Origin of the sequence: Rhizobium sp. HT1-10 (genome assembly GCF_049472505.1) — a bacterium.
Taxonomy (GTDB): domain Bacteria; phylum Pseudomonadota; class Alphaproteobacteria; order Rhizobiales; family Rhizobiaceae; genus Rhizobium.
Map to the genome: position 1 here is coordinate 325,733 of NZ_JBCEBQ010000004.1, position 24,817 is coordinate 350,549.

At 62.3% G+C, this 24,817-nt stretch carries 25 protein-coding genes; 12 read left to right on the forward strand and 13 right to left on the reverse strand.

The features are described from left to right. Window positions 1–271 precede the first annotated feature (271 nt). Together VH564_RS13145 and VH564_RS13150 are read left to right on the forward strand one after the other, a co-directional pair. Window positions 272–478 carry a hypothetical protein gene (locus tag VH564_RS13145; protein ID WP_423340281.1) on the forward strand — a complete coding sequence of 69 codons (207 nt, stop codon included), beginning with the start codon at window positions 272–274 and terminating at the stop codon, window positions 476–478. A 9-nt stretch (window positions 479–487) separates the two neighbouring features. Then, window positions 488–1,084 carry a Fic family protein gene (locus tag VH564_RS13150; RefSeq protein ID WP_423340282.1) on the forward strand — a complete coding sequence of 199 codons (597 nt, stop codon included), beginning with the start codon at window positions 488–490 and terminating at the stop codon, window positions 1,082–1,084. A 146-nt stretch (window positions 1,085–1,230) separates the two neighbouring features. Here VH564_RS13150 and pmtA read toward each other — a convergent pair whose 3' ends face one another. Both pmtA and dnaN read right to left on the reverse strand, forming a co-directional pair. Continuing rightward, window positions 1,231–1,824: a phospholipid N-methyltransferase PmtA gene (pmtA, locus tag VH564_RS13155; protein ID WP_423340283.1), complete on the reverse strand. Its 594-nt coding sequence runs from the start codon at window positions 1,822–1,824 to the stop codon at window positions 1,231–1,233. 121 nt (window positions 1,825–1,945) lie between these two features. Next, a complete protein-coding gene (gene dnaN, locus VH564_RS13160) occupies window positions 1,946–3,064 on the reverse strand; it encodes a DNA polymerase III subunit beta (protein WP_423340284.1) in 1,119 nt (372 codons plus the stop codon). A 249-nt stretch (window positions 3,065–3,313) separates the two neighbouring features. Here dnaN and rsmI point away from each other — a divergent pair, with 249 nt between their 5' ends. From rsmI to VH564_RS13185, 5 genes are all read left to right on the forward strand, one after another. Continuing rightward, window positions 3,314–4,234, forward strand: a complete 921-nt coding sequence (gene rsmI / locus VH564_RS13165) for a 16S rRNA (cytidine(1402)-2'-O)-methyltransferase (RefSeq protein ID WP_423340285.1) — start codon at window positions 3,314–3,316, stop codon at window positions 4,232–4,234. Continuing rightward, complete coding sequence (locus VH564_RS13170) at window positions 4,224–4,592, forward strand: YraN family protein (RefSeq protein ID WP_423340286.1); 369 nt, start codon at window positions 4,224–4,226, stop codon at window positions 4,590–4,592. The genes rsmI and VH564_RS13170 overlap by 11 nt, the downstream gene beginning before the upstream one ends. A 74-nt stretch (window positions 4,593–4,666) precedes the next feature. After that, on the forward strand, window positions 4,667–5,671 hold the full coding sequence (locus VH564_RS13175) for an endonuclease/exonuclease/phosphatase family protein (protein ID WP_423340287.1): 1,005 nt from the start codon (window positions 4,667–4,669) through the stop codon (window positions 5,669–5,671). Between the two features lie 95 nt (window positions 5,672–5,766). After that, window positions 5,767–6,714 carry a glutathione synthase gene (gene gshB, locus VH564_RS13180; protein ID WP_423340288.1) on the forward strand — a complete coding sequence of 316 codons (948 nt, stop codon included), beginning with the start codon at window positions 5,767–5,769 and terminating at the stop codon, window positions 6,712–6,714. A 181-nt stretch (window positions 6,715–6,895) separates the two neighbouring features. Further along, a complete protein-coding gene (locus VH564_RS13185; protein ID WP_423340289.1) occupies window positions 6,896–8,428 on the forward strand; it encodes a YifB family Mg chelatase-like AAA ATPase in 1,533 nt (510 codons plus the stop codon). Window positions 8,429–8,532: 104 nt separating this feature from the next. Here VH564_RS13185 and cysK read toward each other — a convergent pair whose 3' ends face one another. Then, the gene (gene cysK, locus VH564_RS13190; protein ID WP_423340290.1) at window positions 8,533–9,501 is read right to left on the reverse strand and encodes a cysteine synthase A; all 969 of its coding nucleotides are present in this window, start codon (window positions 9,499–9,501) and stop codon (window positions 8,533–8,535) included. A gap of 206 nt (window positions 9,502–9,707) precedes the next feature. Here cysK and VH564_RS13195 point away from each other — a divergent pair, with 206 nt between their 5' ends. Beyond that, complete coding sequence (locus VH564_RS13195; protein WP_423340291.1) at window positions 9,708–10,370, forward strand: hypothetical protein; 663 nt, start codon at window positions 9,708–9,710, stop codon at window positions 10,368–10,370. Window positions 10,371–10,390: 20 nt separating this feature from the next. On the opposite strand, the gene dut is transcribed toward VH564_RS13195, so the two are convergent. Beyond that, window positions 10,391–10,861: a dUTP diphosphatase gene (gene dut, locus VH564_RS13200; protein ID WP_423340292.1), complete on the reverse strand. Its 471-nt coding sequence runs from the start codon at window positions 10,859–10,861 to the stop codon at window positions 10,391–10,393. Between the two features lie 89 nt (window positions 10,862–10,950). Here dut and VH564_RS13205 point away from each other — a divergent pair, with 89 nt between their 5' ends. Next, the gene (locus VH564_RS13205) at window positions 10,951–12,534 is read left to right on the forward strand and encodes a peptide chain release factor 3 (protein WP_423340293.1); all 1,584 of its coding nucleotides are present in this window, start codon (window positions 10,951–10,953) and stop codon (window positions 12,532–12,534) included. On the opposite strand, the gene VH564_RS13210 is transcribed toward VH564_RS13205, so the two are convergent. Continuing rightward, window positions 12,513–13,559, reverse strand: a complete 1,047-nt coding sequence (locus VH564_RS13210; RefSeq protein ID WP_423340294.1) for a helix-turn-helix domain-containing protein — start codon at window positions 13,557–13,559, stop codon at window positions 12,513–12,515. The two genes, VH564_RS13205 and VH564_RS13210, sit on opposite strands and share 22 nt — an antisense overlap. A 151-nt stretch (window positions 13,560–13,710) precedes the next feature. Between VH564_RS13210 and VH564_RS13215 the strand changes: the two genes are divergently transcribed. After that, the gene (locus tag VH564_RS13215) at window positions 13,711–14,421 is read left to right on the forward strand and encodes a hypothetical protein (RefSeq protein WP_423340295.1); all 711 of its coding nucleotides are present in this window, start codon (window positions 13,711–13,713) and stop codon (window positions 14,419–14,421) included. A gap of 37 nt (window positions 14,422–14,458) precedes the next feature. Here the strand turns inward: VH564_RS13215 and otsA are convergent, their stop codons facing one another. The 4 genes from otsA to VH564_RS13235 all read right to left on the reverse strand — a co-directional run bounded on the left by otsA (window position 14,459) and on the right by VH564_RS13235 (window position 18,820). Beyond that, window positions 14,459–15,847, reverse strand: coding sequence for an alpha,alpha-trehalose-phosphate synthase (UDP-forming) (gene otsA / locus VH564_RS13220; RefSeq protein WP_423340296.1), 1,389 nt, complete (start codon window positions 15,845–15,847; stop codon window positions 14,459–14,461). Between the two features lie 40 nt (window positions 15,848–15,887). Then, window positions 15,888–16,682, reverse strand: a complete 795-nt coding sequence (gene otsB, locus VH564_RS13225; RefSeq protein WP_423340297.1) for a trehalose-phosphatase — start codon at window positions 16,680–16,682, stop codon at window positions 15,888–15,890. Window positions 16,683–16,829: 147 nt separating this feature from the next. Beyond that, window positions 16,830–18,074, reverse strand: coding sequence for a CynX/NimT family MFS transporter (locus VH564_RS13230; protein WP_423340532.1), 1,245 nt, complete (start codon window positions 18,072–18,074; stop codon window positions 16,830–16,832). A 68-nt stretch (window positions 18,075–18,142) separates the two neighbouring features. Beyond that, a complete protein-coding gene (locus VH564_RS13235) occupies window positions 18,143–18,820 on the reverse strand; it encodes a FadR/GntR family transcriptional regulator (protein ID WP_423340298.1) in 678 nt (225 codons plus the stop codon). A 332-nt stretch (window positions 18,821–19,152) separates the two neighbouring features. Between VH564_RS13235 and VH564_RS13240 the strand changes: the two genes are divergently transcribed. Next, entirely contained in the window at window positions 19,153–19,971 is an 819-nt protein-coding gene (locus VH564_RS13240) for a class II glutamine amidotransferase (RefSeq protein ID WP_423340299.1), read from the forward strand. Here the strand turns inward: VH564_RS13240 and coaBC are convergent. From coaBC to VH564_RS13255, 3 genes are all read right to left on the reverse strand, one after another. After that, a complete protein-coding gene (gene coaBC, locus VH564_RS13245) occupies window positions 19,958–21,169 on the reverse strand; it encodes a bifunctional phosphopantothenoylcysteine decarboxylase/phosphopantothenate--cysteine ligase CoaBC (protein ID WP_423340300.1) in 1,212 nt (403 codons plus the stop codon). The genes VH564_RS13240 and coaBC overlap by 14 nt on opposite strands. Window positions 21,170–21,279: 110 nt before the next feature. Further along, window positions 21,280–21,903 carry a J domain-containing protein gene (locus VH564_RS13250; RefSeq protein ID WP_423340301.1) on the reverse strand — a complete coding sequence of 208 codons (624 nt, stop codon included), beginning with the start codon at window positions 21,901–21,903 and terminating at the stop codon, window positions 21,280–21,282. Between the two features lie 137 nt (window positions 21,904–22,040). Beyond that, window positions 22,041–22,790 (reverse strand): SDR family oxidoreductase, encoded by a 750-nt coding sequence (locus tag VH564_RS13255; protein WP_423340302.1) that lies wholly within the window; start codon window positions 22,788–22,790, stop codon window positions 22,041–22,043. Between the two features lie 123 nt (window positions 22,791–22,913). On the opposite strand from VH564_RS13255, the gene VH564_RS13260 reads away from it, so the two are divergent. Next, entirely contained in the window at window positions 22,914–23,816 is a 903-nt protein-coding gene (locus tag VH564_RS13260; RefSeq protein WP_423340303.1) for a LysR family transcriptional regulator, read from the forward strand. Between the two features lie 27 nt (window positions 23,817–23,843). On the opposite strand, the gene VH564_RS13265 is transcribed toward VH564_RS13260, so the two are convergent. After that, entirely contained in the window at window positions 23,844–24,578 is a 735-nt protein-coding gene (locus VH564_RS13265) for a hypothetical protein (protein WP_423340304.1), read from the reverse strand. Window positions 24,579–24,817 lie beyond the last annotated feature (239 nt).

Sequence of the window (24,817 nt, forward strand, 5' to 3'; positions counted from 1 at the left end):
AAAGGACAAGGGCCAGATGCAATCGTTGTGTTCGAAGTTGGTCTCACGGCTTGAAAATGCATCCTTCAACAGACTATTGAGCTTTCGCTAAACTTTTGCATCAACTGCATTGCGATTTAAATCGTGATTGTGATTTGACCGGATAGGGCAAATCATTCTAAGTTTCGGAACAAGCCGTGAACGAAATAAACCTTCTTTAACCTTAGTAGTTGATCATCCGCCTTTAGCAAGGGCGAGATAATGGTCAGGAATCCTAATCGGGAGACAATAAATGGCGAACCGCAAGCAATTCTTAAATGACACGGCGATAGATCCCGAACTCGTAACTCTGTTGGAAATTGCCCGTCAAAGACCCGTTACTGAAGCACAGCTGTTGGAGCAAAGAATCAGCTTTGCCTTCGGCAATTCGCCTGATTCCGAGTTCATCACAAAAGAGTCAGTTCGCAAGGCATCCAATTCGATCCTCTTAGCTTCGTAGGATTTGCCCTTGTCGGTCCGAGAAAAAGACGACCCAGAGTTTTTTGCTCGGATACAAGAGCAGAATTTGTTGCGTCAGTATGACTTGCTGACAAACTGTATAGAAATAGGCCTGAAAAAGGGGATCGAAGCGTTTGATAAATATACGCTTTGGTCCCTCAATTATGCTGCAGTGAGTAACATAGCCCAATTTGGGGGCAGATTTCGGGAGCAGCCCATTTATGTCGGGAAACACATCCCGCCGCACTTTAGCGAAGTGTCACATCAAATGGATATGTTCTTATCTGTCGTGCACGAGAATTGGACGATCAATGAGCATCCGACGACGCTAGCGGCATACGCCCTTTGGCGCATGAACTGGATACACCCGTTTGTTGAGGGGAACGGCAGGACGGCGAGAGCTGCCTGCTATTATCTTATTTGTATGCGCTACGGCGCTTTGCTACCTGGCACTAAAATTGTGCCGGAGAGAATTCGCGAAAATCGCGAGCCTTATTATGCTGCCTTGAAGGCGGCTGACATGCATTGGGCAAACGGGCATTTTGACGTGTCAGCGCTTGCAGACTATCTGCAGCAGCTATTGAAAGCGCAGTTAGCAGACACTTGATACCCTTAAATAAATGCTTAGTGGATGTTAAGCGTCATCCTATTTGGTGAACTATGCTCTGCCTCAAATATCGGTTGCCTCGCACGTGCACTTAAGAAGAGCGCGTAAAAGCGCGGGCTTTTAATTCAATTGTATATCTCCGAGCTTCACCCCCGCCGGTAGATCCACAGCTGCGCCGGCGGAATGTTGCGGACGATGAAATCGAAATGCTTGATGTGATAGCGGTCCGGCCGGGCGATGATCGGCGAGACGGCACCGTAGGATATCTGCACGACAGGCCGCCCCGGCGGCATCCGGTCGAGCAGGCTCTCGAGCAGTGCCACGCGGGCCTGCATCGGAAAATTCAGCAGCGGTATCGCCGAGATGACGCAATCGAATGTCTGGCCGCGCAACACGCCGAGCGTCTTGTCGAGATCAAAGGCGTCGCCGTTGATGAAATGCACGCCGGCATAGCGCTTGACCAGATGGTTGAAGAAGTCGGTCGAGTATTCGATGGAAATGAGATTGGATGGTTCGACGCCGCGCGCGAGGATCGCCTTGGTGATAGCGCCGGTTCCGGGTCCAAGCTCGAGCACCGGCAGTCCGGACTGCGGATTGATCACGCTTGCCATCTTGCGGGCGGTGATGGCCGACGTCGGCACGATCGAGCCGACGGTCTTCGGCCCTTGCATCATGCCCCTGAAGAAACGGATTTCCTCGTCGAATTTCTTACCCAGCCGTTCCTTGAGGCGCAGCGCCATCCGCATTCTCCACGAGTATTGCAACAACGAGACGGGCTTGATGTCCGTCCCACTCTCGTAGACCCGCGGCACAGGAACCAGGTCCGGGCGCGCCAGAACCCTGGGTCGGTGCCGCTGTCGCCTAGACGCGCATCGGCATCAGCACATAGATCGCATCGTCGCCAGCCGTATCGCGGATCAGGGTGGGCGAGCCGGCATCCGCCAGCAAGAAGATCGCTTCGTCGCCGGAGAGTTGCGCGGTGATATCGAGCAGGTACTTGGCGTTGAAGCCGATTTCCATCGGGTCGGTGTCGTAGCCAACAGCCACTTCTTCCGTAGCGCTCCCCGAATCCGGGTTGTTGACGGTGAGCAGCAGCTGTCCCTCGGTCAGGGCCAGCTTCACGGCACGGCCGCGCTCCGACGAGATCGTCGAGACGCGGTCGACGGCCTGGGCGAAGGTCTGGCAGTCGACGCGCATTTCCTTGTCGTTGTTGGCCGGAATGACGCGTTGATAATCGGGGAAGGTGCCGTCGATGAGTTTCGACGTCATCACGATATTGCCGACCGACAGGCGGATCTTGGCGTCCGAGACCTCGACGGTGACGATCAGGTCGGGATTGTCCATCAGCTTCTGCAGTTCGCCGACCGTCTTGCGCGGGATGATGATCCCCGGCATGCCTTCGGAGCCGGAGGGCGCGTCGACATCGGCGCGCGCCAGACGGTGGCCGTCGGTGGCGACAGCGCGCAGCTTCAGGTCGCCGCCGCTTTCGATCGTGTGGAAGAAGATGCCGTTCAAGTAATAACGGGTTTCTTCCGTCGAGATGGCGAACTGCGTCCGGTCGATCAGCATCTTGAGGTCGGCGGCCTTCAGCGGGAACTTATGGCTGAAGGTGCCGGCGGTCAGGTCCGGGAAATCCGACTGCGGCAGGCACTGCAGGGTGAACTTCGAGCGGCCCGAGGCCACCGTCATCGAGCCGCCATCGGCATTGGTCGACAAAGACACTTCCGAGCCGTCCGAAAGCTTGCGGACGATGTCGTAGAGCAGATGGGCGGGCACGGTGGTCGCGCCGGCCTGCTCGACCATGGCTGGCGTCGCTTCGGTGATTTCCAGATCGAGGTCCGTCGCCTTCATGTCGAGCGTCGAGCCTTCGGCCTTCAGCAGCACGTTGGACAGGATCGGAATGGTGTTGCGGCGCTCCACGACACGATGAACGTGGTTCAGCGATTTCAAAAGATGGGAACGCTCAAGTGTAATACGCATGGATGCTACCGCTTTCGACCGTGACTGTCCGGGCGTCGAGACGATGCCCAAAGAATTCTCCCCCGTGCCGGGCACGCAGGAGTGGACCGGCAAAGTGGCAGAAATCCGCATGCGAAAGCAAGAGGTATAGCGCCGGAGGCGGGTTCATTTCCCAATTTCGCCGCTATAGCACACAGGAATCCGTGCTCCCTTGCCGAAGCCCTGCGCCTCCCCCATAAAGGCCGGACAGCAAGAAGGGCATATCCAGGCATGAATGACGAGATTTCCAGCGACGCCGGCAAGGGGCGGAGTTTCCGGCTGCACAACGTCACCGTGCCGGCGCGCCCGCTCGAGCCGATGCTCTATCTGGTGGCAACGCCGATCGGCAATCTCGGCGACATCACCCTGCGTGCGCTGGAGACCCTGGCCGGCGCCGATGTGCTCGCCTGCGAGGACACCCGCGTGACGCGCGTGCTGCTTGACCGCTACGGCATCAAAAATCGACCCTATGCCTACCACGAATACAATGCCGACGAGGCCGGCCCGAAGCTGCTGGCCGCACTTGCCGGCGGCCGCTCCGTAGCGCTGGTGTCGGATGCCGGCACGCCGCTGGTCTCCGATCCCGGCTACCGGCTGGCCCTGCAGGCGATCGACGCCGGCTATCGCGTCGTGCCCATTCCCGGCGCCTCGGCGCCGCTGGCGGCCCTGGTCGGCTCGGGCCTGCCCAACGATGCCTTCTTCTTTGCCGGTTTCCTGCCGGTCAAGGACAAGGCCCGTCGGGATCGGCTGGCGGCGCTGTCAGCGGTGCCAGCGACGCTGTTGTTCTTCGAATCGCCCCACCGGATCGCCGCGACGCTGGCGGCTGCCGCCGATGTGCTCGGCGCGGACCGCAAGGCCTCCGTCTGTCGTGAACTGACCAAGACCTTCGAGGAATTCCGCCGCGGCACGCTTGCCGAGCTTTCCGTCCATTACGGGGACGTCGACAACGTCAAGGGAGAGATCGTCCTCGTCATCGGCCCGCCGCCGGAGATGGCAACGCCGGAGGCAGATGTCGAAGCCATCCTTCTCGACCTTTCGCAGTCGATGCCGACAGCCAAGGCCGCGGCCGAAGCCGCCCGCATCACCGGCATGCCGCGCCGCGATCTCTATCAGCGGCTGCTCTCGATGAAGGCCCGAGGCGATGGTCGATAGCGGGCAACGCCGAAGACGCCGCAGCGCCTGGCGGCGCGGCCACCTCTCGGAGTACATTGCCGCGCTCTATCTCGCCTGCAAGGGCTACCGCATTCTCGCCATCCGCCACCGGACGGTGCTCGGCGAAATCGATATCATTGCCCGCAAGGGCGACCTCGCTGTCTTTGTCGAGGTCAAGGCACGACGGGGAGAGCAGGCGGCGGTCGATGCCGTGTCCGCCGCTTCCCAGCGCCGCATTCGTGGCGCCAGCGACATCTGGCTTGCCCGGCAGCCGGATTGCGCGCGCCTGTCGCAGCGCTACGACATCGTCGCCATCCTTCCCGGCCGCTGGCCGCGCCATTTCCGCGATGCCTTCTAGGTCGATCATCATGCGACTGTCATGAAGTGGTTCTAATGGGCCGCAACCACCACAGGCTCAAGGACATCTGCATCATGATCCGCACCACCGTTTCCGCCTTTGACGTTCCGGCCGAACAACAGCGTCAGGCCCTGCTGGCGCTGGAAAAGACACCGGAGACCTTTGCGTTGAACATGGCAGCACTTGCCTGCATGAACACGCTGCGCACCGGCGGCGAAGGCCCCGTGGCCCCGCTCGCCCTGCCGCTGACGGTGGCGGCCTGGAACCTTGAGCGCTGCCTTTTCCCTGAGGCCTCGGCCGCCAAGCTGCGCTGTCTCGGCGCGCCGCTGGTGCTGCTGTCTGAAATGGATGACGGCATGGCCCGCACCGCCCAGGCCGATCCAACGGCAATCATCGCCGATGAGCTTGGCATGACCTACGCCTATGGCCTCGAATTTCTCGAGCTCAGCCTCGGCTCCGAAATCGAGCGTTCCTTCTGCACGCATGCGACCAACGACCGTGGTTTTCACGGCAATGCGCTGATGGCCGCGACATCGCTGCGCGATCCCTTCGTCTTCCGCCTGCCGGGCAATGCGCTGTGGTTCTCCGATTCCAACGAACAGCCGCGCATCGGCGAACGCTGCGCCGTCGGCGCGACGATCGCCACCGAGGTCGGCCCCTTCGTTGCCGTGTCGGTGCATCTCGAGAGCGTCGGCGACGGCCCCTATCGCGAACGGCAGATGTCGGCGTTGATCGATGCGGTCGAATCCTATGCCCCCGGCCTGCCGATCCTCATCGGCGGTGATTTCAACACCGGCAACCACACCGGCGGCGACTACAGGACAGACACGCTGTTCGACATGGCGGCCGCCCGCGGCTTCGAGCGCCACGGCGGTCCGCTGGACGAGACCAGCACCCGGCCAAGCCTGATCACCCGCTTTCCCGAACGCCGGATGAAGCTCGACTGGTTTCTGAGCCGTGGCCTGGAGATTTCCCGAAGCTACCTGGTCTCCTCGCTCGACGGCGAAGGCAAGCCGCTCTCCGACCATGATATCATCGTCTGCGACGTGCTGGGGCTTGCTGCCGCCCCGAAGGGCTGACCTGCGCCTCGGGCCGACGACCGCCCTTCTGATTAGCCGTTGCCTTCGAAAGCGCCGCGACTTACATCTGTCGACAAAACGAGTAAGGAAAAGACATGGCGACGATCAGGAATGTGGCGGTCCAGATGGACCATGTATCCGGCATCAACATCGCGGGCGACAGCACCTTCGCCATGAGCCTCGAGGCGCAGGCGCGCGGCTACAAGTTGTTCCACTATACGCCCGAGCGCATGAGCATGCGCGACGGCAAGGTCTACGCCACGGCCGAGCCGATGGTGCTGCGCGACATCAAGGGCGACCATTTCGATCTGGGCGAACCGGAGCGGATCGACCTTGCCACCATGGACGTGGTGCTGCTGCGCCAGGACCCGCCCTTCGACATGGGCTACATCACCTCCACCCATATGCTCGAGCGCATCCATCCGAAGACGCTTGTTGTCAACGACCCTGCCTGGGTCCGCAATTCGCCGGAAAAGATCTTCGTCACCGAGTTCGAGGACCTGATGCCGAAGACGCTGATCACCCGCGACGCCGACGAGATTCGCCGCTTTCGCGAGGAAATGGGCGATATCATCCTGAAGCCGCTCTACGGCAATGGCGGCGCCGGCGTTTTCCATTCGACCCGTGATGATCGCAACCTGTCGTCGCTGCTCGAGATGTTCGGCCAGCTGTTCCGCGAGCCCTTCATCGCCCAGCAATACCTGCCGGATGTGCGCAAGGGCGACAAGCGGATCATCCTCGTCGACGGCGAACCGGTGGGCGCCATCAACCGCGTGCCTGCCGAGCACGACAGCCGCTCGAACATGCATGTCGGCGGCCGCGCCGAGGCGACCGAACTGACCCGGCGCGAGCAGGAGATCTGCGCCCGCATCGGGCCGGCCCTGAAGGCGCGCGGCTTCCTTCTCGTCGGCATCGACGTCATCGGCGACTACATGACGGAAATCAACGTCACCTCGCCGACCGGCATCCGCGAGGTCAAGCGGTTCGGCGGCGCCGATATCGCCAGCCTGCTCTGGGATGCCATCGAGCGCAAGCGCGGCTGACCGAGCCATCCTTCCCCATTTTGTTCTGACAATACAACCTGCTGCAACCTGAGTGCAGCAGGTGGGTGTGCTTGTTCATTTATTGTTCTTGTTTCATTCTATTTTCTATGCCAGATTGCAATCCAACCGCCGCCAAAGCTGCGGATCGTGATGTAAAGGGTTGCGGTATAGGGGGTTGCGCATGGTGGCGCGGGTCAGCACGGTTGCATTTCAGGGCATAGAAGGCGTGCCGGTCGAGGTCCAGGTCATGGTCGCGCCGGGCAAGGTCGGCATCAACATTGTCGGTCTGCCGGACAAGGCGGTCGCCGAGAGCCGCGAGCGGGTGCAGGCGGCCCTGCATGCCTCCGGCCTGGCGCTGCCGCCGAAGAAGGTGACGGTCAACCTCGCGCCGGCGGATCTGCCCAAGGAGGGCTCGCATTTCGACCTGGCGATCGCGCTCGGGCTGATGGCAGCCCTTGGCGCCATTCCCGGCGACGCGCTCGCCGATTTCATGGTGATCGGCGAGCTCAATCTCGACGGCACCATTGCCGCTGTCGCTGGCGCGCTGCCGGCGGCCATCAGCGCCAATGCCATGGGCAAGGGCCTGATCTGCCCCGCCGACAGCGGCCCGGAGGCGGCCTGGGCTGGGGCCGAGATCGACCTTCTGGCGCCGCGCAGCCTGATCGCGCTCGCCAATCATTTTCGCGGCACCCAGATTCTGTCGCGCCCCGAACCCGCCATCCGCGCCGGACCCACCCATGCGGGCGATCTTGCCGAGATCAAGGGCCAGGAAAGCGCCAAGCGGGCGCTCGAGGTCGCGGCTGCCGGTGGCCATAACTTGCTGATGGTCGGGCCGCCCGGATCGGGAAAATCGATGCTGGCGGCGCGGCTGCCGTCGATCCTGCCGCCGCTGTCTGCTGCCGAATTGCTGGAAGTGTCGATGATCCATTCGATCGCCGGGCAATTGTCGGGCGGCAAGCTCTCCGATCGCCGGCCGTTCCGGACCCCGCATCATTCCGCCACCATGGCGGCCATGGTCGGCGGCGGGCTGCGCGCCAAGCCCGGCGAGGCATCGCTCGCCCACCATGGCATTCTGTTTCTCGACGAGTTTCCGGAGTTCTCGGCTCAGGCGCTCGATGCCCTGCGCCAGCCGCTGGAAACCGGCGAATGCATCATCGCCCGCGCCAATCATCGCGTCACCTATCCGGCTGTCGTCCAGCTGGTGGCGGCGATGAACCCCTGCCGCTGCGGCATGGCGGGGGAACCGGGCCACAGCTGCGCGCGCGGTCCGCGCTGCATGACGGACTACCAGAACCGCATTTCCGGCCCGATGATGGATCGCATCGACATCCGCATCGATGTGCCCGCCGTTTCCGCCGTCGACCTTATCCGACCGATGCCGGCCGAAAAGAGCGCCGACATCGCCCGGCGCGTCGCCCAGGCGCGGGAATGGCAGCAGGAGCGGTTCTTGGAGGCAGGCATGCGCGGTGTGACAACCAATGCCCGGTGCTCGACGTCAATGATTGAGGTCTTGGCCGAGCCCGATCCCGGTGGCCTGCAATTGCTGCGAGATGCCGCCGAGAAGCTCAAGTTTTCGGCCCGAGGCTATCACCGTGTGCTGAAGGTGGCGCGCACCCTGGCGGACCTCGACGGCAAGCAGACGGTCGGCCGCATCCATCTGGCCGAGGCGATCTCCTACCGGATCGCCGGCTCGCGATTGCCGGCCGCGGCCTGAGGCGGCCGATAGGGTGCGAGCGGGCGGGCTTGAACAGGGCAGGCTTGCGGTAGGCAGGGAAGGGCACCACGGCGCCCTTCGGTTCTTTGACAGGTGAATAACGATCAGCCGCCGAGGCCTTCGAACAGGGCGGTCGACAGGTAGCGCTCGGCGAAGGACGGGATGATGACGACGATCGTCTTGCCGGCGTTTTCCTCGCGCTTGCCGATCTCGATTGCCGCAAACAGCGCGGCGCCGGACGATATGCCGACCGGCACGCCTTCGAGGCGGGCGACATGGCGGGCGGTTTCCAGCGCTTCGGTGCTGCTGACGGTGACGATCTCGTCATAGACGTGGGTGTCGAGGATGGCGGGCGCGAAGCCGGCGCCGATGCCCTGGATCTTGTGCGGGCCGGGGGCGCCGCCGGAGAGCACAGGCGATTCCGCCGGCTCGACAGCGACCACCTTGAGGCTCGCCTTCTTCGACTTCAGCACCTGGCCGACGCCGGTGATCGTGCCGCCGGTGCCGATCCCGGAGACGAGGATGTCGATGCCACCCTCGGTGTCGTTCCAGATTTCTTCCGCCGTGGTTTTGCGGTGGATTTCCGGATTGGCCGGATTTTCGAACTGCTGCGGGATAACGGCGTCCTCGAGGCTGGCGGCCAGCTCCTGCGCCTTGGCGATGGCGCCTTTCATGCCCTTGGCGCCTTCGGTCAGCACCAGTTCGGCACCCAGCAGCGCCAGCATCTTGCGGCGCTCGACCGACATGGTCTCGGGCATCGTCAGGATCAGCTTGTAGCCCTTGGCGGCAGCGGCAAAGGCAAGTGCGATCCCGGTGTTGCCCGAGGTCGGCTCGACCAGCGTCGTCTTGCCGGGCGTAATCTTGCCCTGCGCTTCCAGGCTCTCGATCATGGCGACGCCGATGCGGTCCTTGACGGAGGAAATCGGGTTGAAAAACTCCAGCTTGGCGAGCAGGTGGGCCTTGACGCCGTGCTCCTTGGCCAACTTGTCGAGACGGACGATCGGCGTATCGCCGATGGTGTCGGTGATCGACGCGTAGATGCGACCGCGGCCTGGTTTACGGGTGTCTGACATGGAGCTCTCCCTTGTTGGCTTGTGGCACGAAGGATAGGGTCAAACAGGGCCCGAGGCCAGAGTGCGTTTGTCCAACCAAGGCCATGAAATTGGGATAAAAATCTCCCGCAGCCGATTTTCGGGAAACGGGCGTCGCCGGGGCGCGGGGCCTGCGGTGGAAACAGCATTGGTTGGGTAGTTGGATCCTGAAAACCGAGGAGATGTCCATGCAGGTCCGAATGAAGTCTCGCCGCCGGTCGGCATGCAGCAGGGCCATGCTCGTTTCCGTGACGTTTTCCGTCGCAGCTGCTTTTGTCGGTTCCCCTGCCTTTGCGGCGCAGCCTTCGGGAAAGGAAACGATCGTCTTCCTGCGCCATGGCGAAAAGCCCGATGCCGGGCTCGGGCAATTGAGCTGCAAGGGCCTCAACCGGTCGCTGGCGCTGCCGCCGGTGCTCACCCGCACATTCGGCAGGCCGGACGCGATCTTCGCCCCCGATCCCTCGCGCAGGAAGGATGATTCCGGCAGTCTCTACGACTATATCCGGCCGCTGGCGACGATAGAGCCGACGGCGATCGCCGCCGGGCTGCCGGTCGATACGACCTATGGCTACGACGAGATCGACAAGCTGCAGGCGGCGCTTTCGGCGTCCAGATACCAGTCCTCGCTGGTCTTCGTCGCCTGGGAGCACAAGCAGCTTTACGATCTGGTCGGCAATTTGCTGCGGGACAATGGCGGTGATCCAGAGACGATGCCGAAGAAATGGAAGGGCAAGGATTTCGACAGCCTCTATGTCGTCACCGTCGACCGCACCACCCCAAAGCCGACGGCAACATTCGCGCTGAAGGCAGAGGGGCTAGATCAGATGGCGGATGATTGTCCGGTGAAATAGCGCTGCCGGCTCGACGCCCGTCAGACGCCGGTCGAGCCGAACCCGCTGCTGCCGCGCGTCGTTTCGCTGGTAGCCGTTGCCTCGAAAACGCGCGCCTGCGTCACCGGCGCAATCACCATCTGGGCGATGCGCATGCCGCGGGTGATGACGAAATCCTCGCTGCCATGGTTGATCATCAGCACCTTCACCTCGCCGCGATAATCGCTGTCGATCGTGCCCGGCGTGTTGAGGCAGGTCAGTCCGTTCTTGAAGGCGAGGCCCGAGCGTGGGCGGATCTGCGCCTCGTACCCGTCAGGCACCTCGAAGATGAAACCGGTCGGCACCAGCGCCCTGTGGCCGGGCGAAAGCACCAGCGGCAGGTCGTCGGAGACAGCGGCGCGCAAATCCATTCCGGCAGCGCCCGTCGTCTCGTAGGATGGCAGGTCGAGCCCGTCGCCGTGGGCAAGGCGAACGAGGGCAAGGGCGGGCTGGGTGTCTCTGTCTATCGTCATGCGGCATTAGTTTGCCCCGCGTGGCGCGAGGTCAATTGCATTGGCGGCGTTAAATCGCTAGATACGCGGCAATTCACAGGATTCACATCATGGCCGAAAGTCTCGCCGAGGCGGTCTCCCGCCGCCGCACATTTGCTATTATCTCGCACCCGGACGCCGGGAAGACGACGCTGACCGAGAAGCTGCTGCTGTTCGGCGGCGCGATCCAGCTGGCCGGCGAGGTCAAGGCGAAGAAGGATCGCATCCAGACCCGCTCGGACTGGATGAAGATCGAGCGCGAACGCGGCATCTCGGTCGTCACCTCTGTCATGACCTTCGAATATGACGACATCGTTTTCAACCTTCTCGATACGCCGGGCCATGAAGACTTCGCCGACGACACCTATCGCACGCTGACCGCGGTCGACGCCGCCGTCATGGTCATCGACGCCGCCAAGGGCATCGAGCCCAGAACCCTGAAGCTGTTCGAGGTCTGCCGTCTGCGCGACATCCCGATCATCACCTTCGTCAACAAGATGGACCGCGAAAGCCGCGACATCTTCGAGATTCTCGACGAAATTGAGGTCAAGCTGGCGCTCGACACCGCGCCGATCACCTGGCCGATCGGTCGCGCCAAGAGTTTCTGCGGCTCCTACCACCTTGCCAAGAACGAAGTGCGCGGCAACGACAAGGAAGCCGAGACAACCCCGGTCAACGGACCGCAGGCGGTCGCCGAGCGCCTGCCGGAAAACGAACGCCAGGCCTTCATCGACGAGCTTGATCTCGCTCGCGATGCCTGCCGCCCATTCGACCGCGAGGCCTTTCTCGAGGGCCATTTGACGCCGGTATTCTTCGGTTCGGCGCTGCGCAATTACGGCGTCCGCGATCTGATCAATGCGCTGGGCGAAATGGCGCCACCGCCGCGCGACCAGGTGGCCGATACCAAGACCGTGCATGCCACAGATCCGAAGATGACCGCCTTCGTCTTCAAGATCCAGGCCAACATGGATCCGAACCATCGCGACCGCATCGCTTTCGTGCGCGTCTGCTCCGGCACGCTGGCGCGTGGCATGAAGGCGCGCCTATCGCGCACCGGCAAGCAGATGAGCCTGTCTGCTCCGCAGTTCTTCTTCGCCTCGCAGCGCCACATCGCCGATACCGCCTTTGCCGGCGACGTGGTCGGCATCCCCAACCACGGCACCCTGCGCATCGGCGACACGCTGACCGAGGGCGAGGACCTGGTATTCCAGGGCGTGCCGAACTTCGCGCCGGAAATCCTGCGCCGCGTTCGGCTCGAGGATGCGATGAAGGCGAAGAAGCTGAAGGAAGCGCTGCAGCAGATGGCCGAGGAGGGTGTCGTGCAGCTGTTTTCCCCGGAGGACGGCTCGCCGGCCATCGTCGGCGTCGTCGGCGCGCTGCAGCTCGACGTTTTGAAGGAGCGGCTGCAGGGCGAATATGGGCTGCCGGTCTCGTTCGAGATGTCGCGCTTCTCCGTCTGCCGCTGGGTCTCGGCCGATGCCTCCGCCGACATGGACAAGTTCGTCAACGCCAAGCGCGGCGACATCGCCCGCGACCTCGACGGCGATCCGGTCTTCCTCGCGCAGGACGGCTTTTCGCTGCGTTACGAGTCCGAACGTTATCCGGCTATCAAAATGGTCGCCATCAAGGAATATCACGCCGTCAAGGCGGCGTGATTTCTGGATCGCCAGAGCGTGGGACTGGTCCCGGTAATTCGCAGGAATTCGCGGTTGAAGTTCGATTTGCTGAGAAAACCGGCATCGAACATGATTGAAGTCACCGGCGCGTCCGTTTCTGACAGCAGCCTGCAGGCCTCGGCGATGCGGAAATTGTTGACATATTGCGACACGCTCATGCCGTGGATGCGGTTGATGGCGATGGAAACGCTGCGCGCCGGGCATTGCAGCCGCCGCGCCAGCCGTGCGAGATTGAGTTCCGTATCCTTGTAGAGCGCTTTCGTCCGCATCAGCGCGTCCACCGCCGCGGCCGTCGACGCCGCATCTTCTGGTGTCGCGCCGGGTGTTGGCGCAGCCCTTTGCCTCTCTGTCTCACCCCTGTCCGGCGCAGCGGCACCGGAGCTGGCCACGGAGGCGGCGGCCCCCAGCGCTAGCAATGCCAGGACATTTCCCGCCGCCACGACCTCGCCGGCATGGCTGCCATCGCTCCAGGAAAAATCGAGGCTGATGGCGATATCGGCAGCGGCAGACATCAGTACGGCCGCAGCGGTGACCTGCAGCGACCGGTAGGAGCGCAACGCCCCGTCGAGACGCGAGGAGACGAGACCGTCCGGGCCCTCCAGGCACAGGGCTGTCAGAGCTGCGCCATAACCAAGAAATACCAGGATGATGACGAGGCCGACCGGCTCTGGCCAGACGGCGCGCAACAGGGCGACGGTGAGAGCCGGCAGGCAGTGCAGCCATGTCGTCCGTTTGCGAAAGATCGAGTTCTCGCTGGCAAGATCGTTGAAACTCAGGAACGCCAGCGTCGCGATGATCGTGGCAAGCACGGCCTGGAACGGCATGACCGCGTAAAAATCATATCCCCATCGCAGGCCGATCAGCACCGATTGCAATGCGTAGGCGACGATCAGCAGCGCGAAAGGCAGGTGTTCCCGCAAGCCGTCTTCGCTCCGCCGATGCATTTGCAGCAGCAGGGTGAGGAGAAAAAGCGTTTCGACAAAAGGGAGAGGGATGAAAATCATGGCGCGTCGCTCTGGCCGCTGAAAGGGAAAATCAAAGCAACAGCATGCCCCGGATGGCGATCAAGGTCGACCCGGATCATGTTCAAGGTCTCATCAAACAGCGAAATTCGCGAATTTGTGCCGGGCCCACAGGGGGCATCGGGAGCACATCATGAAACGAATTCTCTTGGCCGCAGTCATCCTCTTCGGCGTCTGGATCACGCTCGGCGATACCGCGACGCGGGCCGACGCGCCGCTCGACATTTCCGCCATCACCGCCGTCGCCATCAACGGCGAAGCCAGTTCCGTCGATATCACCACCGCGCCGGAACAACCCTATCGGGCAAGCCTCGCGCGCCATCGCTCAGGCTGGTTTGCCCGGTGGAACTCCGTCTGGTCCTACGATGATTGCAGCGATTCCAGCCGGATGCGGATCGATGGCTCGCTGCTGCGCATCGATGTCGGCATGTCCTCGTGGTTCGGGATGTCTGATTGCCGCTACGACATCCGTCTCAATGTCCCGAGGGACACGGCCGTCGCCATCCATCAACAGGCGCTGAGCGCCCGCCTTGGCGGAGAGTTTTCGGCCGTGACGATAGATGCGAAGGCCGCCGATATCTCCATGGTCGGCCATGCCGGCACGATATCGGTGAATAGCGATGCGTTACGGCTGAGGATGGGCCTTGATAAGAGCGGCAAGCCGGAGGCCGCCACAATCAGTGCCCGGATGCTGGAAGCAGATCTGGACTTTGCGGCGGCGCCGGCACTTTCCTACACCGTCACCGCCAAGGCATCCTTCGTCGACACGGCCCGCTCGTCCACGCCGAATGCACCTGTCTCGCTGACGATCACCGGCGAGTTTGTCCACGCGACCATCCGGTGATCGTGGCTTGCTATGTCCAAGCCGGATCGAAAGGCACCTAGTCAGCGATGTCTTCCGCTGTCAGGTCCTTCAGGAAATCGTCGCACCAGCGCACCACATCGTGCTCGCTCAGATGTGTCATCATCCCCTGCCAGCGCTGGCGACGCTCCTCGAGCGGCATCTGCAGCCCACGTGCGATCGCATTCGCCGTCGCCTCGACGTCATAGGGATTGACGATGATGGCGCCGTAGAGTTCGCGGGCCGCACCGGCAAAACGAGACAGCACCAGCACGCCGGGATCCTCCGGATCCTGTGCCGCGACATATTCCTTGGCGACGAGGTTCATGCCGTCGCGCAACGGCGTGACGAGACCGATCTTCGCCAGGCGGTAGAGCCCGGCCAGCACGTTGCGGGGAATGGAGCGGTTGATGTAGCGGATTGGTACCCAGTCGACCGTGCTGATCGCGCCGTTGACGCGGCCGGCCTGCTCGGCGACGGTGCGTTGCATCTGCTCGTACTCAGGCACTTCCGATCGGGATTTCGGGGTGATCTGCAGGTAGGTGACCTTGCCCTGCTGGGCGGGATCGGCCGTGATGAAACGCTCGAAGGCGTCGATACGCTGGGTGATGCCCTTGGAGTAATCCAGCCGGTCGACGCCGATGATCAGGTCGCGGCCCTCGACGCTCTGGCGCGCCTTGCGGACGACGGAATTGGTGGCCGCCCTCGTGGCAAACTGCGCAAAAGCCTCCGTCTCGATGCCGATCGAATAGTATCCGCCCTTGAAGGTCCGCCCGTGGGCGCTGAACAGCCCGTCGCCAAGCGCATCGCCGATACCCTCGCGGCGCAGGCAACCGGCGAAATTTTCCAGATCGTGGTCCGTCTGGAAGCCGACCAGATCGTAATGCGACAGTCCCCGCATGATTTCCTCATGCACCGGCATCGTGAAAATCACGTCCGCCGGCGGCCATGGGATATGCAGGAAGAAGCCGATCTTGTTCTTGAAGCCCATCTGGCGCAGCTCGGCAGCCAGGGGGATGAGGTGGTAATCATGGACCCAGATCACGTCGTCCGGCTGGATCAACGGCGCGAGCCGGTGGGCGAAGAAGCGGTTGACGCGGAAGTAGCCGGCCATTTCCTTGCGGCCGTATTCTGCAAGATCGAGCCGATAATGGCAGATCGGCCAGAGAACCCGGTTGGCAAAGCCGTGGTAATATTCCTCGACGTCGGTATCGGTAAGGTCGGTCAGCGCATAGGTGATCTTTCCCTGCTCGTTCATGACGAGAGGCCCAGGTTCGGCGTCGCCGCTGGAGTTGCCGGACCAGCCCATCCAGATGCCACCCTGCTCTTCGAGCGCCACCTTGAGTGCGACCGCCAGACCGCCGGCCGGCGCCGCTCCGCCCTTTTCAGGCACGGGAACGCGGTTGGAAACAATGATGAGACGGCCCATGGGAAATTCCCTTATTCAGTTCGGTCGAGTTCAGACGCGGTCAGGATGAAAGCTGCGCGATGATTTTTCGGAGAATGGCCGGAGAGGCGATACGGCTGCGCGCCTGGGTCTCGACGGTGTCGGGCCCGATAAACAGCGACTGGCCGCCCAGGCGATTGACGGTGCGGAACATGGCTTCGTCGGTGAAATCGTCACCGGCGGCAAAGGCGCGTCTTCCCTTGAACGGGGATTCATTGAGAAAAGCCGTGACGGCGTCGCCCTTGCTGGCGCGGGCTGGACGGATTTCCACCACCATCTTGCCGCGCTGCAAGCTCCAATCCGCCCCGGCTTCGACGAAGTAGCGCTCCATCATCGCCTCTACGAGGGGCTGGCACTCAGGTGCCAATCGATAATGCGCGGCAACGGCCGCACCCTTGTCCTCCACCAGAACACCCGGCCACTGCCGCGCCTCGTCCGCCATGCGCCGCTTGATGTCCTCGAAGGCAGGGGACAGCGCCACATATTGCACGTTGCCGGCAGCATCGCGCCGCTCGGCGCCATGCAGACCGGCGATTGGAAAGCGGAACGGATAGAACAGTGGATCAACAAAGGAGATCGAGCGCCCGGTCACCAAGGCCAGCGCTCCACCTAGCCTTTGCGATAGCGCATTGAGGTCGTAGGGGAGGGAGGAGGGCACTGTGATCGAGCTTGGCGTCTCTGCCAGGTCGACCAGGGTACCGTCGATGTCGAGAAATAGCGCCCATTCGGAGGGATGGGCCGCCAAAGCCGAAAGGGCTGTGCTTTCCATCACCGCTGCAACGGCCGCGTCGGCTGTGGGTCGTGTTTGCTCAAGCATGCTTCCCTACTTATGGCGCCCGCGATGTAAGGCAAGACTTAAAAGTTTGCTCCACGCTATTGAATGCTGCAGCGCAGCAATATTGGATCGATGATGGTCTCCGGCCAAGCTTCTTGTTCGGGGCGCGGTGATTGACACTTGAGAGTGTCAGTTCGTCGATAGGGTGCTGCGCGTGCGGACATGCTGCGCCCTGCCGGCGCCCCAGCCATTGGCAGCGGCGGCAAGGCCGATCACCACGAAAAGGATTGCACAGGGCCCGAAGCTTCCCGTCCAGCTGCGGATGAGGCCAACGACGAGTGGTCCGATGGCAGCCAGAAGATAACCAACGCATTGCGCCATGCCGGATAGATGCGCGGCGACATGGGAATCCGGCGACCGCAGCACAATGACGGTCATTGCGACGGCAATCAGTCCGCCTTGGCCGACGCCCTGCAGCACCGCCCAGAGCCAGATGGTCGAAAGAGGCGCGAATAACAGGCCCAGCAGGCCGCCGATGGCGATCAGGCAGAGCGCCACATTGATGATCCGCTGGTCCTTTCCGCGCACCGCCAGATGCGGCACGAACAGGCAGGAGGCGGCCTGGACCATGACCGAAGCGGAGACGATGCCGCCGGCGGTTATCCCGTCGAGCCCTCGCTCGCGCAGGATGGGCGCCAGCCAGCCGAAAACGCTGTAGGCGAGCGCCGATTGCAACCCCATGAACAACGTTACCTGCCAGGCCAGTGGGTCGCGCCACAACCCCGCGACCACAACCCTTGCCTTGCGCGCATGGGCTTTCGCGGAAAGAGACTGCGGCAGCCATAAGAGACCGGTTGCGAGTGCCGGCAGTGCCCAGACCGCAAGCGCCGCCGCCGTTGACCCGCCAAACAAACGCTCTGCCGGCAGGCTAAGGCCGGCGCCACAAGCCGCGCTGGCACAAAGCGCCATGGTATATAGACCGGTCATCAAGGCCATCCTGTCCGGAAAATCCCGCTTCACCAGCCCCGGCAGCAGCACGTTGCCGACTGCGATGCAGGCACCGGCCAGCGCCGTGCCGATGAAGAGCAGCGGCATCCAGCCGACACCGCGCAGGCCTATCCCCAAAGCGAGCAGGAGCAGCACGGCAAGCAGCGTCCGCTCCGTTCCGAGACGCTGGGCGAGACGCGGCGCCAGCGGAGAGAACAGTCCGAGACAGACCACGGGAAGCGTCGTCAACAGGCTGGCGCCCGTGGTCGATAACCCGAACGTGTCTCGAATTTCTGGCAGCAGCGCCGAAGCGCTCGAGAAGAGATCGCGCAGATTAAACGCAATGAGCACGAGACTGACACCGAGCAGAAACCGCGAGACGCACACGCGCGGAACATTCGGGGGCGACGGCTGAACCTCGTCGATATCGACATCGATCAGCGGCATCGAAGCGGCGGCAGGGAGCGGCGCTGTTGCCGGAGCGGCCGACAGCGGGGAGGGCGAAGCATGGATGGTCACGAGAAGAGGCTCCGATCGAGGGAGGCAAGGACGGGGGCCATGAAGCGGCGCACGGCCGCATCGGCGGCATCGGGATCGCCGGTTTCGATGGCATCGACGATGTCTGCATGGGCCTGGTCGTCCGGCTCCGGGACTTCCTCACCGATCGTCGCCTCGATTGTCTCCTGAATGGAGGCAGTGAAGAAGGCATAGATATCGATCATCGCGCTGTTTCCCGAGGCGGCAATCACCGCCCGATGAAAGGCAAGGTCGCGGGCGATGAAGGCCGCGTCCTGCCGTCCCTGATGGGTGCCGCGCGCGGCCAGCAGCTCGCGAAGGTTGGCAATGATTGCGGGCGTATGGCGCAGTGCCGCCAGCCGTGCTCCCTCGACATCGAGTGCGCAGCGTGCCTCGAACCGGTCGCGCAAGCTCGAGCGCCGCGCCAGATCGAGGCTGCTGCTGCGGTCGACATCCGAGCGCAGATAGGTGCCCGATCCCTGCCGCGTCTCCAGATAGCCCTGCGACACCAGCACCCGCACCGCCTCGCGGATCGTTCCGCGGCTGACCGACAGCATGGTCGAGAGGGCCGCCTCGTTCGGAAGCTTGTCTCCGACGGTCCAGCGCTTGCCAAGGATCTCGGCGCGGATGGTCTCGGCGGCGGTTTCCGCCAGATTGCTGCGAGGAAGAGGATGCATGATGCCACTCGTAAAGTCATCTGATGACTTTGTCACTAGGTGCATATCACCTGGCCGTCAAGCGTCTTTCTGGAATACGCACCGCCAGGACAAAGCGACGCGGGCGAGATAGGGCGGCTGCTGAACTCCGGGGGTGGCGGCTTGACCGGATGCTCATTCACCCGCTGAAATGCTGCGCTGCGAAATGTGATCGGACATCCGTCAAGAATCTGTCATGCTCCGTGTTGACAGACGGCGGAGTTAACCTTTTGTTATCCCTTCCGTTCAACAATAGTCATGATTTCGACATTCTTCCGCTGGACTGAATCCGGGCGAGAATCGGAGCAAAAAGTATGTGTCGCTGGGCAGCTTATCGCGGAGACCCTCTCTTCCTGGAGGAGCTTGTCTCCTCGCCCGCCCATTCGCTGATCGAACAATCCCACTGCGCCACCCGTGCCAAGACGGCCACCAATGGCGATGGCTTCGGCATTGCCTGGTATGGCGATCGGCCGGAGCCCGGTCGCTACCGTGATATCCTGCCTGCCTGGTCCGATTGCAATCTGAAGAGCATGGCGCGGCAGATCCGCTCGCCGCTATTCCTCGCCCATGTCCGGGCATCGACCGGTGGCGGAACTCGGCGTGACAATTGCCATCCCTTTGTCTGGGGAAACTGGTCTTTCATGCACAACGGCCAGATCGCCGATTTCGAACGGCTGCGCCGGCCAATGGAGGGAATGCTCGACGACGAGTTGTTCAACGTCCGCTCCGGCACCACCGATTCCGAGTTGCTGTTCCTGCTGGCGTTGCAGTTCGGTCTTTGCCAGACGCCGCTGGCGGCCATGGCCGAAACCATGAGCTTCGTCGAAGGCCTGGCCGAGCATATCACCGGCGCGCCGCTGCTGCGGTTCACGGCGGCCTTTTCCGACGGCAAGTCGCTCTATGCCATCCGCTATGCCACCGATGGCAAGGCGCCGACACTCTATGCAGCGCCGCTCGGCGGCGGTCAGGGCTACTGCCTGGTGTCCGAGCCCTTGAATGACGATATCGACAGCTGGGCTGAAATTCCAAACGGCAGCGCCGTGACGGTCACGGCGGGCGGTGTCGATGTTGCCGTGTTTCAGCCCGAAAAGCGGGGCGTGGCAAAGGTCGCCGCGCTGGCTATTCCGGCCTGAAGCGCTCGGCGATCAGCGCTGCCAGCTTGATGGCGACGTCGTCCTTGCTCATCTCGGGCCAGGCTTGCGCCCCGGCCGCACTGATCAGCGTGACGCTGTTGCGGTCGCCCCCCATGATGCCGGTTGCCGGCGAGACGTCATTGGCGACGATCAGGTCGGCGCCCTTGCGCGCAAGCTTGGCGCGGCCATTGGCTTCCACATCCTGAGTCTCGGCGGCAAAGCCGACGACCATCTTCGGCCGCAATGCGTGATGGTCGAGCGTTTTCAGGATGTCGGGATTTTCCGTTAACGTCAGGGCGGGCAGCGGCTCGCCCGGCTGCTTCTTCATCTTCTGCTCGGCCATCGCTGCGACGCGCCAGTCGGCGACGGCGGCCACCATGACGGCGATATCGGCCGGCAGCGCGCCCAGAACCGCTGCCAGCATCTCCTCCGCCCGCTCGACATGCACCGTCGTGACATCAGCCGGATCGGGGATCGAAACCGGACCGGAGACCAGAATAACCTCGGCCCCGAGGTCGGCGAGCGCCGCGGCAATGGCATGGCCCTGCCGGCCGGAAGACCGGTTGGCGATGTAGCGGACAGGGTCGATGGGTTCGTGGGTCGGTCCGGAGGTAACGATCGCCTTGCGTCCCGAGAGCGGTCTTGGCTTGTGGCCGAGCAGGGCCTCGGCGGCGGCGACAATTTCAAGCGGCTCCGCCATGCGGCCGGTGCCGGCTTCGCGGCTCTCGGCCATTTCGCCCGCCATCGGACCGACGAAGCGAATGCCGTCGCTTTTCAGGGTCTCGAAATTGCGCATCGTTGCGGCGTGCGCCCACATCTTCGGGTTCATTGCCGGGGCAACGAGCACCGGCCTGTCGGTCGCCAGAAGGATGGTCGAGGCAAGATCGTCGGCAAGGCCGTGGGCCATCTTGGCCATCAGGTCGGCGGTGGCAGGTGCCACCAGCACGAGGTCGCAATCGCGCGCCAGACGAATATGCCCGACATCCTGTTCGTCCTGCCGCGAAAACAGCTCGGTATAGACATGATCGGCGGCAAGTGCGCCAACGGCCAGAGGCGTGATGAACTGCTGTGCGCCTGCCGTCATCACCGGACGCACGGCGGCACCGCGCTCGCGCAGCCGCCGGATGAGGTCTAGGCTCTTATAGGCGGCGATTCCGCCGGAAATTATCAGAAGAATGCGTTTTCCCGAGAGAACCATAGTCTGAACCTGCCGCCTTGATTGTCCGGAAACCTAGGGCTTCGGCCGGCAACATGCAATCGCCGACCGGTCTGGGCGGAAGATCTCGGTGCTGCGGCCCTGCGACAATCTCAGCAGAAGCCGTTCATCTTGAGGATCTTGTAGGCTTCGATCGCAGCCTGCAGATAGGCCTCCGAGCCACGGTCGCCTTCGTTGGCATCCGGGTGATGAAGCTTCAACTGATCCTTGTACTTGGCCTTGATCTCTGCCGCCGTCGCCGTCTGCGCCAGGCCCAGCGTTTCGAAAGCCTTGGCTTCAAGGGTCTTCAGCTTGCGGCCGCGCACCTGTGGTTCGAAGCGGTCTGCGGCGGGGCTGCGACGGGGAGGCGGCCGCCTGAACTTGTAGGCCTGGGCGGCACCGGATTTCACTTCGGACTGCGCAGGTGCGTCCTGCGCGCCCTTGTTGACACCCATGCTCCAGGTCGGGCGCCCACCGGTTGCAGCTTCGCGCTGATACCTGGCGATCTCCGCGTCCGACAGGCCGGACATGAAGTTGTAGCCCTTGTTGTATTCCTTGACGTGCTCGAGGCAGAACAGAAAGAATTCACCTTCCGCCTCGCGTCCGACGGGCGCGCGGTTGGTGCCCTTCTTGTCGCAGCCGTCCCAGTGGCATTTCGGCCCGGAATCGTCTGCCTGCGAAGCTGGCTTCTTTCGTTTCGTACGAATGCTGTCGAATATTTTTGAATCAAGTCCCATGCCCCCTTATGCAGGCAAGAGCGGTTTGCGGCAAGAACCGTGGAAAAAAACATGTGAAATTTGGCGATGCTTTTGGCGACGACGGATCTCGAAAAAGGCCACGCCGATGGCGCGGCCCCGCAACGAACAGTGCCTGATTAAAGATTACTCATGCCACCGTCGATGATCAGCTCGCTGCCAACGATGTAGGCGGCCTCGTCCGATGCAAGAAAAACGACGGTTTTAGCCACCTCTCCGGCAGTGCCGAACCGGCCGACCGGGATTTGCGCCTGGATCTGTGAGGTCATCACTTTCGCGTCGGCAGGCGTAGGGCTCAGCTTGTCGTGAAGCGGCGTGGTGATCGGGCCGGGGCTGACGGCATTGACCCGGATGCCGCGGCTGATCAGTTCGCCGGACAGCGTCTTGGCGAATGTCAGCAGGGCACCCTTGGTCAGCGAATAGACGCTGGAATTCGGCATCCCGATGTGGGCGTTGATCGACGTGTTGAGGACGACGGAAGCCGGGTTCGACATCAGCGGCAGCAGCGCCTGCATCAGGAAGAACGGTCCTTTGACGTTGACGGCAAAGGACCGGTCGAATCTCTCCTCCGTCCATTGCTCGAGCGGCCCGAATTCGGCGATGCCGGCATTGATGAACAGGATGTCGAGATGGCCGAAGGCGTTTCTCACCGCGTCGGCGACATCCTTCTGTCCTTCGACATCGGCTGCATCGGCCTTGATCACCAGCGCGCTGTCACCGAGCGCGGCGCGAGCGGCATCGATGCCTGCGACACTGGAGCCCGTGACGGCAACGCGGGCGCCTTCCGCGATGAATTGGCGGGCGGTCTCCAAGCCGATACCGCTGGTTCCGCCGGTAATCAGGGCCGTCTTGTTCAGCAAACGTGACATGATAATCTCCTTCTCGATTTTCGACCTGGCTCAAGCCCGGCGTTCAATAAGAAGAAAATGACATCTGTTGCCCGTTGCGATTAGTCTGCGCTTTGTGGAACTGCAATTCGGAATTGCCAAACGATGATGAAGATCGACGGGATTGCCGCGTTTCTCGCCGTGGTGGAGGCCGGCTCCGTCAGCCATGCGGCGCAGCGCCTGAACCTGTCGAAATCCGTGGTCAGCGAGCGGCTGGCCGAGATCGAACGCACGCTCGGGGCGACGCTGCTTCATCGCACGACGCGCAAGCTGACGCTGACCGAAGACGGACTGGCGTTTCTGCCAAGGGCAACCCGGATCATGCAGGAGATTGCCGAGGCCGCCGGCGATATGGCCGAGCGGCGTGGTACCCTGGCCGGGCCGTTGCGGATCGCAGCGCCTGTGACCTTCGGGCGCATGCATCTTGGCCCGGCGCTATACCCCTTCCTGGCAGCCCATCCGAAGATCGAGCTTTCGCTCGATCTCGATGACCGCCGTGTCGATGCCGTCTCCGACGGCTACGACGCCATCCTCCGCCATGGCCCGATCGTCGACAGCCGGCTGATCGCCTGGACGCTTTCCCCGAGCCGCAGGCTGCTGGTCGCCTCAAGGGACTATCTGGAGCGTAGCGGCCGCCCGACGTCGCTGGCCGAGCTGGAGGGGCATCGCGGCATCTTCTACACCAACCGCGGCCTTGCCGACTGGCGCTTCCAGACGCCGGACGGGGTGGTGCAATTGCGCGCCCAACTCGGCCTGAGGGTCAACAATGGCGACATGATGCGTGACGCAGCCATTGCCGGCTTGGGAATAGCGCTGCTACCGACCTTCATCGTCGGAGCCTCCCTCAAGGAGGGGGCACTGGTCGCGATCGACGTCGGCTGCCAGGCGATCGAGGAGTTCATCTACATGGCCCATCCCGAAGGCCGCCGCCCTGCCGCAAAACTGCGCGCCATCGCCGATCACCTGAAGACGACGTTCGGCAGTCCGCCTTACTGGGAGCCCTCCTAGCTTCTGAGCTGGTCGCCCGAGTATGATCTATTCCGCCATGCACTCTAGAAGGTCATTGGTTTTCTCCTTCAACAATTTCCAGTGGGTTATCTGGTCGCGGGGGTAGCCAATTTTTACGTCAAACTTACCGAGCCGGGTGATCTGCTGGCAATGCGGGAAATTTCCCAATGCGGGAACATCGCAGGAGATGACATCGGTAATAAGCGTCCCCGTTTTGCCGAAGAAGAGATTTTTGGCTTGCCACGTAGGCTGAAATTGAACCTCGAAGAGATCCTCGGAGACAAGTCTTTCAGGGAAAGAAGGCGTCTCAGATGTCATTTCTGTCCCCGAAAAAAGGTTCGCCGAGAATTTGGCAATCGCGTCAATTTCGATCAGGTTTGTGACAAGGAAACTGACCCACTCTTCCTTTCCTGCGATAATCTTTCCAAACATCTCGTGTCGCGGGTATGGCTTCAGCGTCTCGCGGTGGAAATTGAAATTCGCCTTTCCATCCCCCTCTCGCGTGAACGTTGAGCCTGCCTCAGGGAAAAGCAGATAATCGACGGGAATCCTGACCCGGACCTTTTGGCCGCCATGCTGAACGAAAAAGCCATCGCTTACTTTTCCAGAGAAGTCGAACCCGCGACAATTGCCAATCGATTGATCCTGCCCGAGGGAGCGCTTGATGCCTTCGATAGACGCCTTATCCGAATCACCGCCCTCGCTTTCGAGCAGAAATGCAACCAACAGAATGATAATTGAGATCCCGAGCAAAATCCGCACGACCCGATACCGCCTTTTATGCCTCAAGGCTGATTGCTTCCGACAAGCACCCTTTTCACCATCGTGAACTCGGTTAAGCGTCATATGAGCTGCTGCCGATGGTCTCTTCACGGGTTTGCAAGTTGCCCGCTTACACAACATCTTCAACTTTTTAGCGAGGTGGCGTCAAGATTGCATGGCGATAGTGTGGCTAGAGCTCGCCGTAGGCGCAATCTTCACCATCAAGGAGGGCGATTGAG

Excerpts from the sequence above, each read along its gene's own strand:
- otsB (WP_423340297.1), bottom strand. The coding sequence starts at position 16,682 with ATGCTTGAGCAAACACGACCCACAGCCGACGCGGCCGTTGCAGCGGTG.
- pmtA (WP_423340283.1), bottom strand. The coding sequence starts at position 1,824 with ATGGCGCTGCGCCTCAAGGAACGGCTGGGTAAGAAATTCGACGAGGAA.
- VH564_RS13230 (WP_423340532.1), bottom strand. The coding sequence starts at position 18,074 with ATGCCGCTGATCGATGTCGATATCGACGAGGTTCAGCCGTCGCCCCCG.
- dnaN (WP_423340284.1), bottom strand. The coding sequence starts at position 3,064 with ATGCGTATTACACTTGAGCGTTCCCATCTTTTGAAATCGCTGAACCAC.
- VH564_RS13250 (WP_423340301.1), bottom strand. The coding sequence starts at position 21,903 with ATGGGACTTGATTCAAAAATATTCGACAGCATTCGTACGAAACGAAAG.
- VH564_RS13215 (WP_423340295.1), top strand. The coding sequence starts at position 13,711 with ATGAAACGAATTCTCTTGGCCGCAGTCATCCTCTTCGGCGTCTGGATC.
- cysK (WP_423340290.1), bottom strand. The coding sequence starts at position 9,501 with ATGTCAGACACCCGTAAACCAGGCCGCGGTCGCATCTACGCGTCGATC.
- gshB (WP_423340288.1), top strand. The coding sequence starts at position 5,767 with ATGGCGACGATCAGGAATGTGGCGGTCCAGATGGACCATGTATCCGGC.
- otsA (WP_423340296.1), bottom strand. The coding sequence starts at position 15,847 with ATGGGCCGTCTCATCATTGTTTCCAACCGCGTTCCCGTGCCTGAAAAG.
- VH564_RS13170 (WP_423340286.1), top strand. The coding sequence starts at position 4,224 with ATGGTCGATAGCGGGCAACGCCGAAGACGCCGCAGCGCCTGGCGGCGC.
- VH564_RS13235 (WP_423340298.1), bottom strand. The coding sequence starts at position 18,820 with ATGCATCCTCTTCCTCGCAGCAATCTGGCGGAAACCGCCGCCGAGACC.
- dut (WP_423340292.1), bottom strand. The coding sequence starts at position 10,861 with ATGACGATAGACAGAGACACCCAGCCCGCCCTTGCCCTCGTTCGCCTT.
- VH564_RS13210 (WP_423340294.1), bottom strand. The coding sequence starts at position 13,559 with ATGATTTTCATCCCTCTCCCTTTTGTCGAAACGCTTTTTCTCCTCACC.
- rsmI (WP_423340285.1), top strand. The coding sequence starts at position 3,314 with ATGAATGACGAGATTTCCAGCGACGCCGGCAAGGGGCGGAGTTTCCGG.
- VH564_RS13185 (WP_423340289.1), top strand. The coding sequence starts at position 6,896 with ATGGTGGCGCGGGTCAGCACGGTTGCATTTCAGGGCATAGAAGGCGTG.
- VH564_RS13255 (WP_423340302.1), bottom strand. The coding sequence starts at position 22,790 with ATGTCACGTTTGCTGAACAAGACGGCCCTGATTACCGGCGGAACCAGC.
- VH564_RS13175 (WP_423340287.1), top strand. The coding sequence starts at position 4,667 with ATGATCCGCACCACCGTTTCCGCCTTTGACGTTCCGGCCGAACAACAG.
- coaBC (WP_423340300.1), bottom strand. The coding sequence starts at position 21,169 with ATGGTTCTCTCGGGAAAACGCATTCTTCTGATAATTTCCGGCGGAATC.
- VH564_RS13240 (WP_423340299.1), top strand. The coding sequence starts at position 19,153 with ATGTGTCGCTGGGCAGCTTATCGCGGAGACCCTCTCTTCCTGGAGGAG.
- VH564_RS13195 (WP_423340291.1), top strand. The coding sequence starts at position 9,708 with ATGCAGGTCCGAATGAAGTCTCGCCGCCGGTCGGCATGCAGCAGGGCC.
- VH564_RS13260 (WP_423340303.1), top strand. The coding sequence starts at position 22,914 with ATGATGAAGATCGACGGGATTGCCGCGTTTCTCGCCGTGGTGGAGGCC.
- VH564_RS13145 (WP_423340281.1), top strand. The coding sequence starts at position 272 with ATGGCGAACCGCAAGCAATTCTTAAATGACACGGCGATAGATCCCGAA.
- VH564_RS13205 (WP_423340293.1), top strand. The coding sequence starts at position 10,951 with ATGGCCGAAAGTCTCGCCGAGGCGGTCTCCCGCCGCCGCACATTTGCT.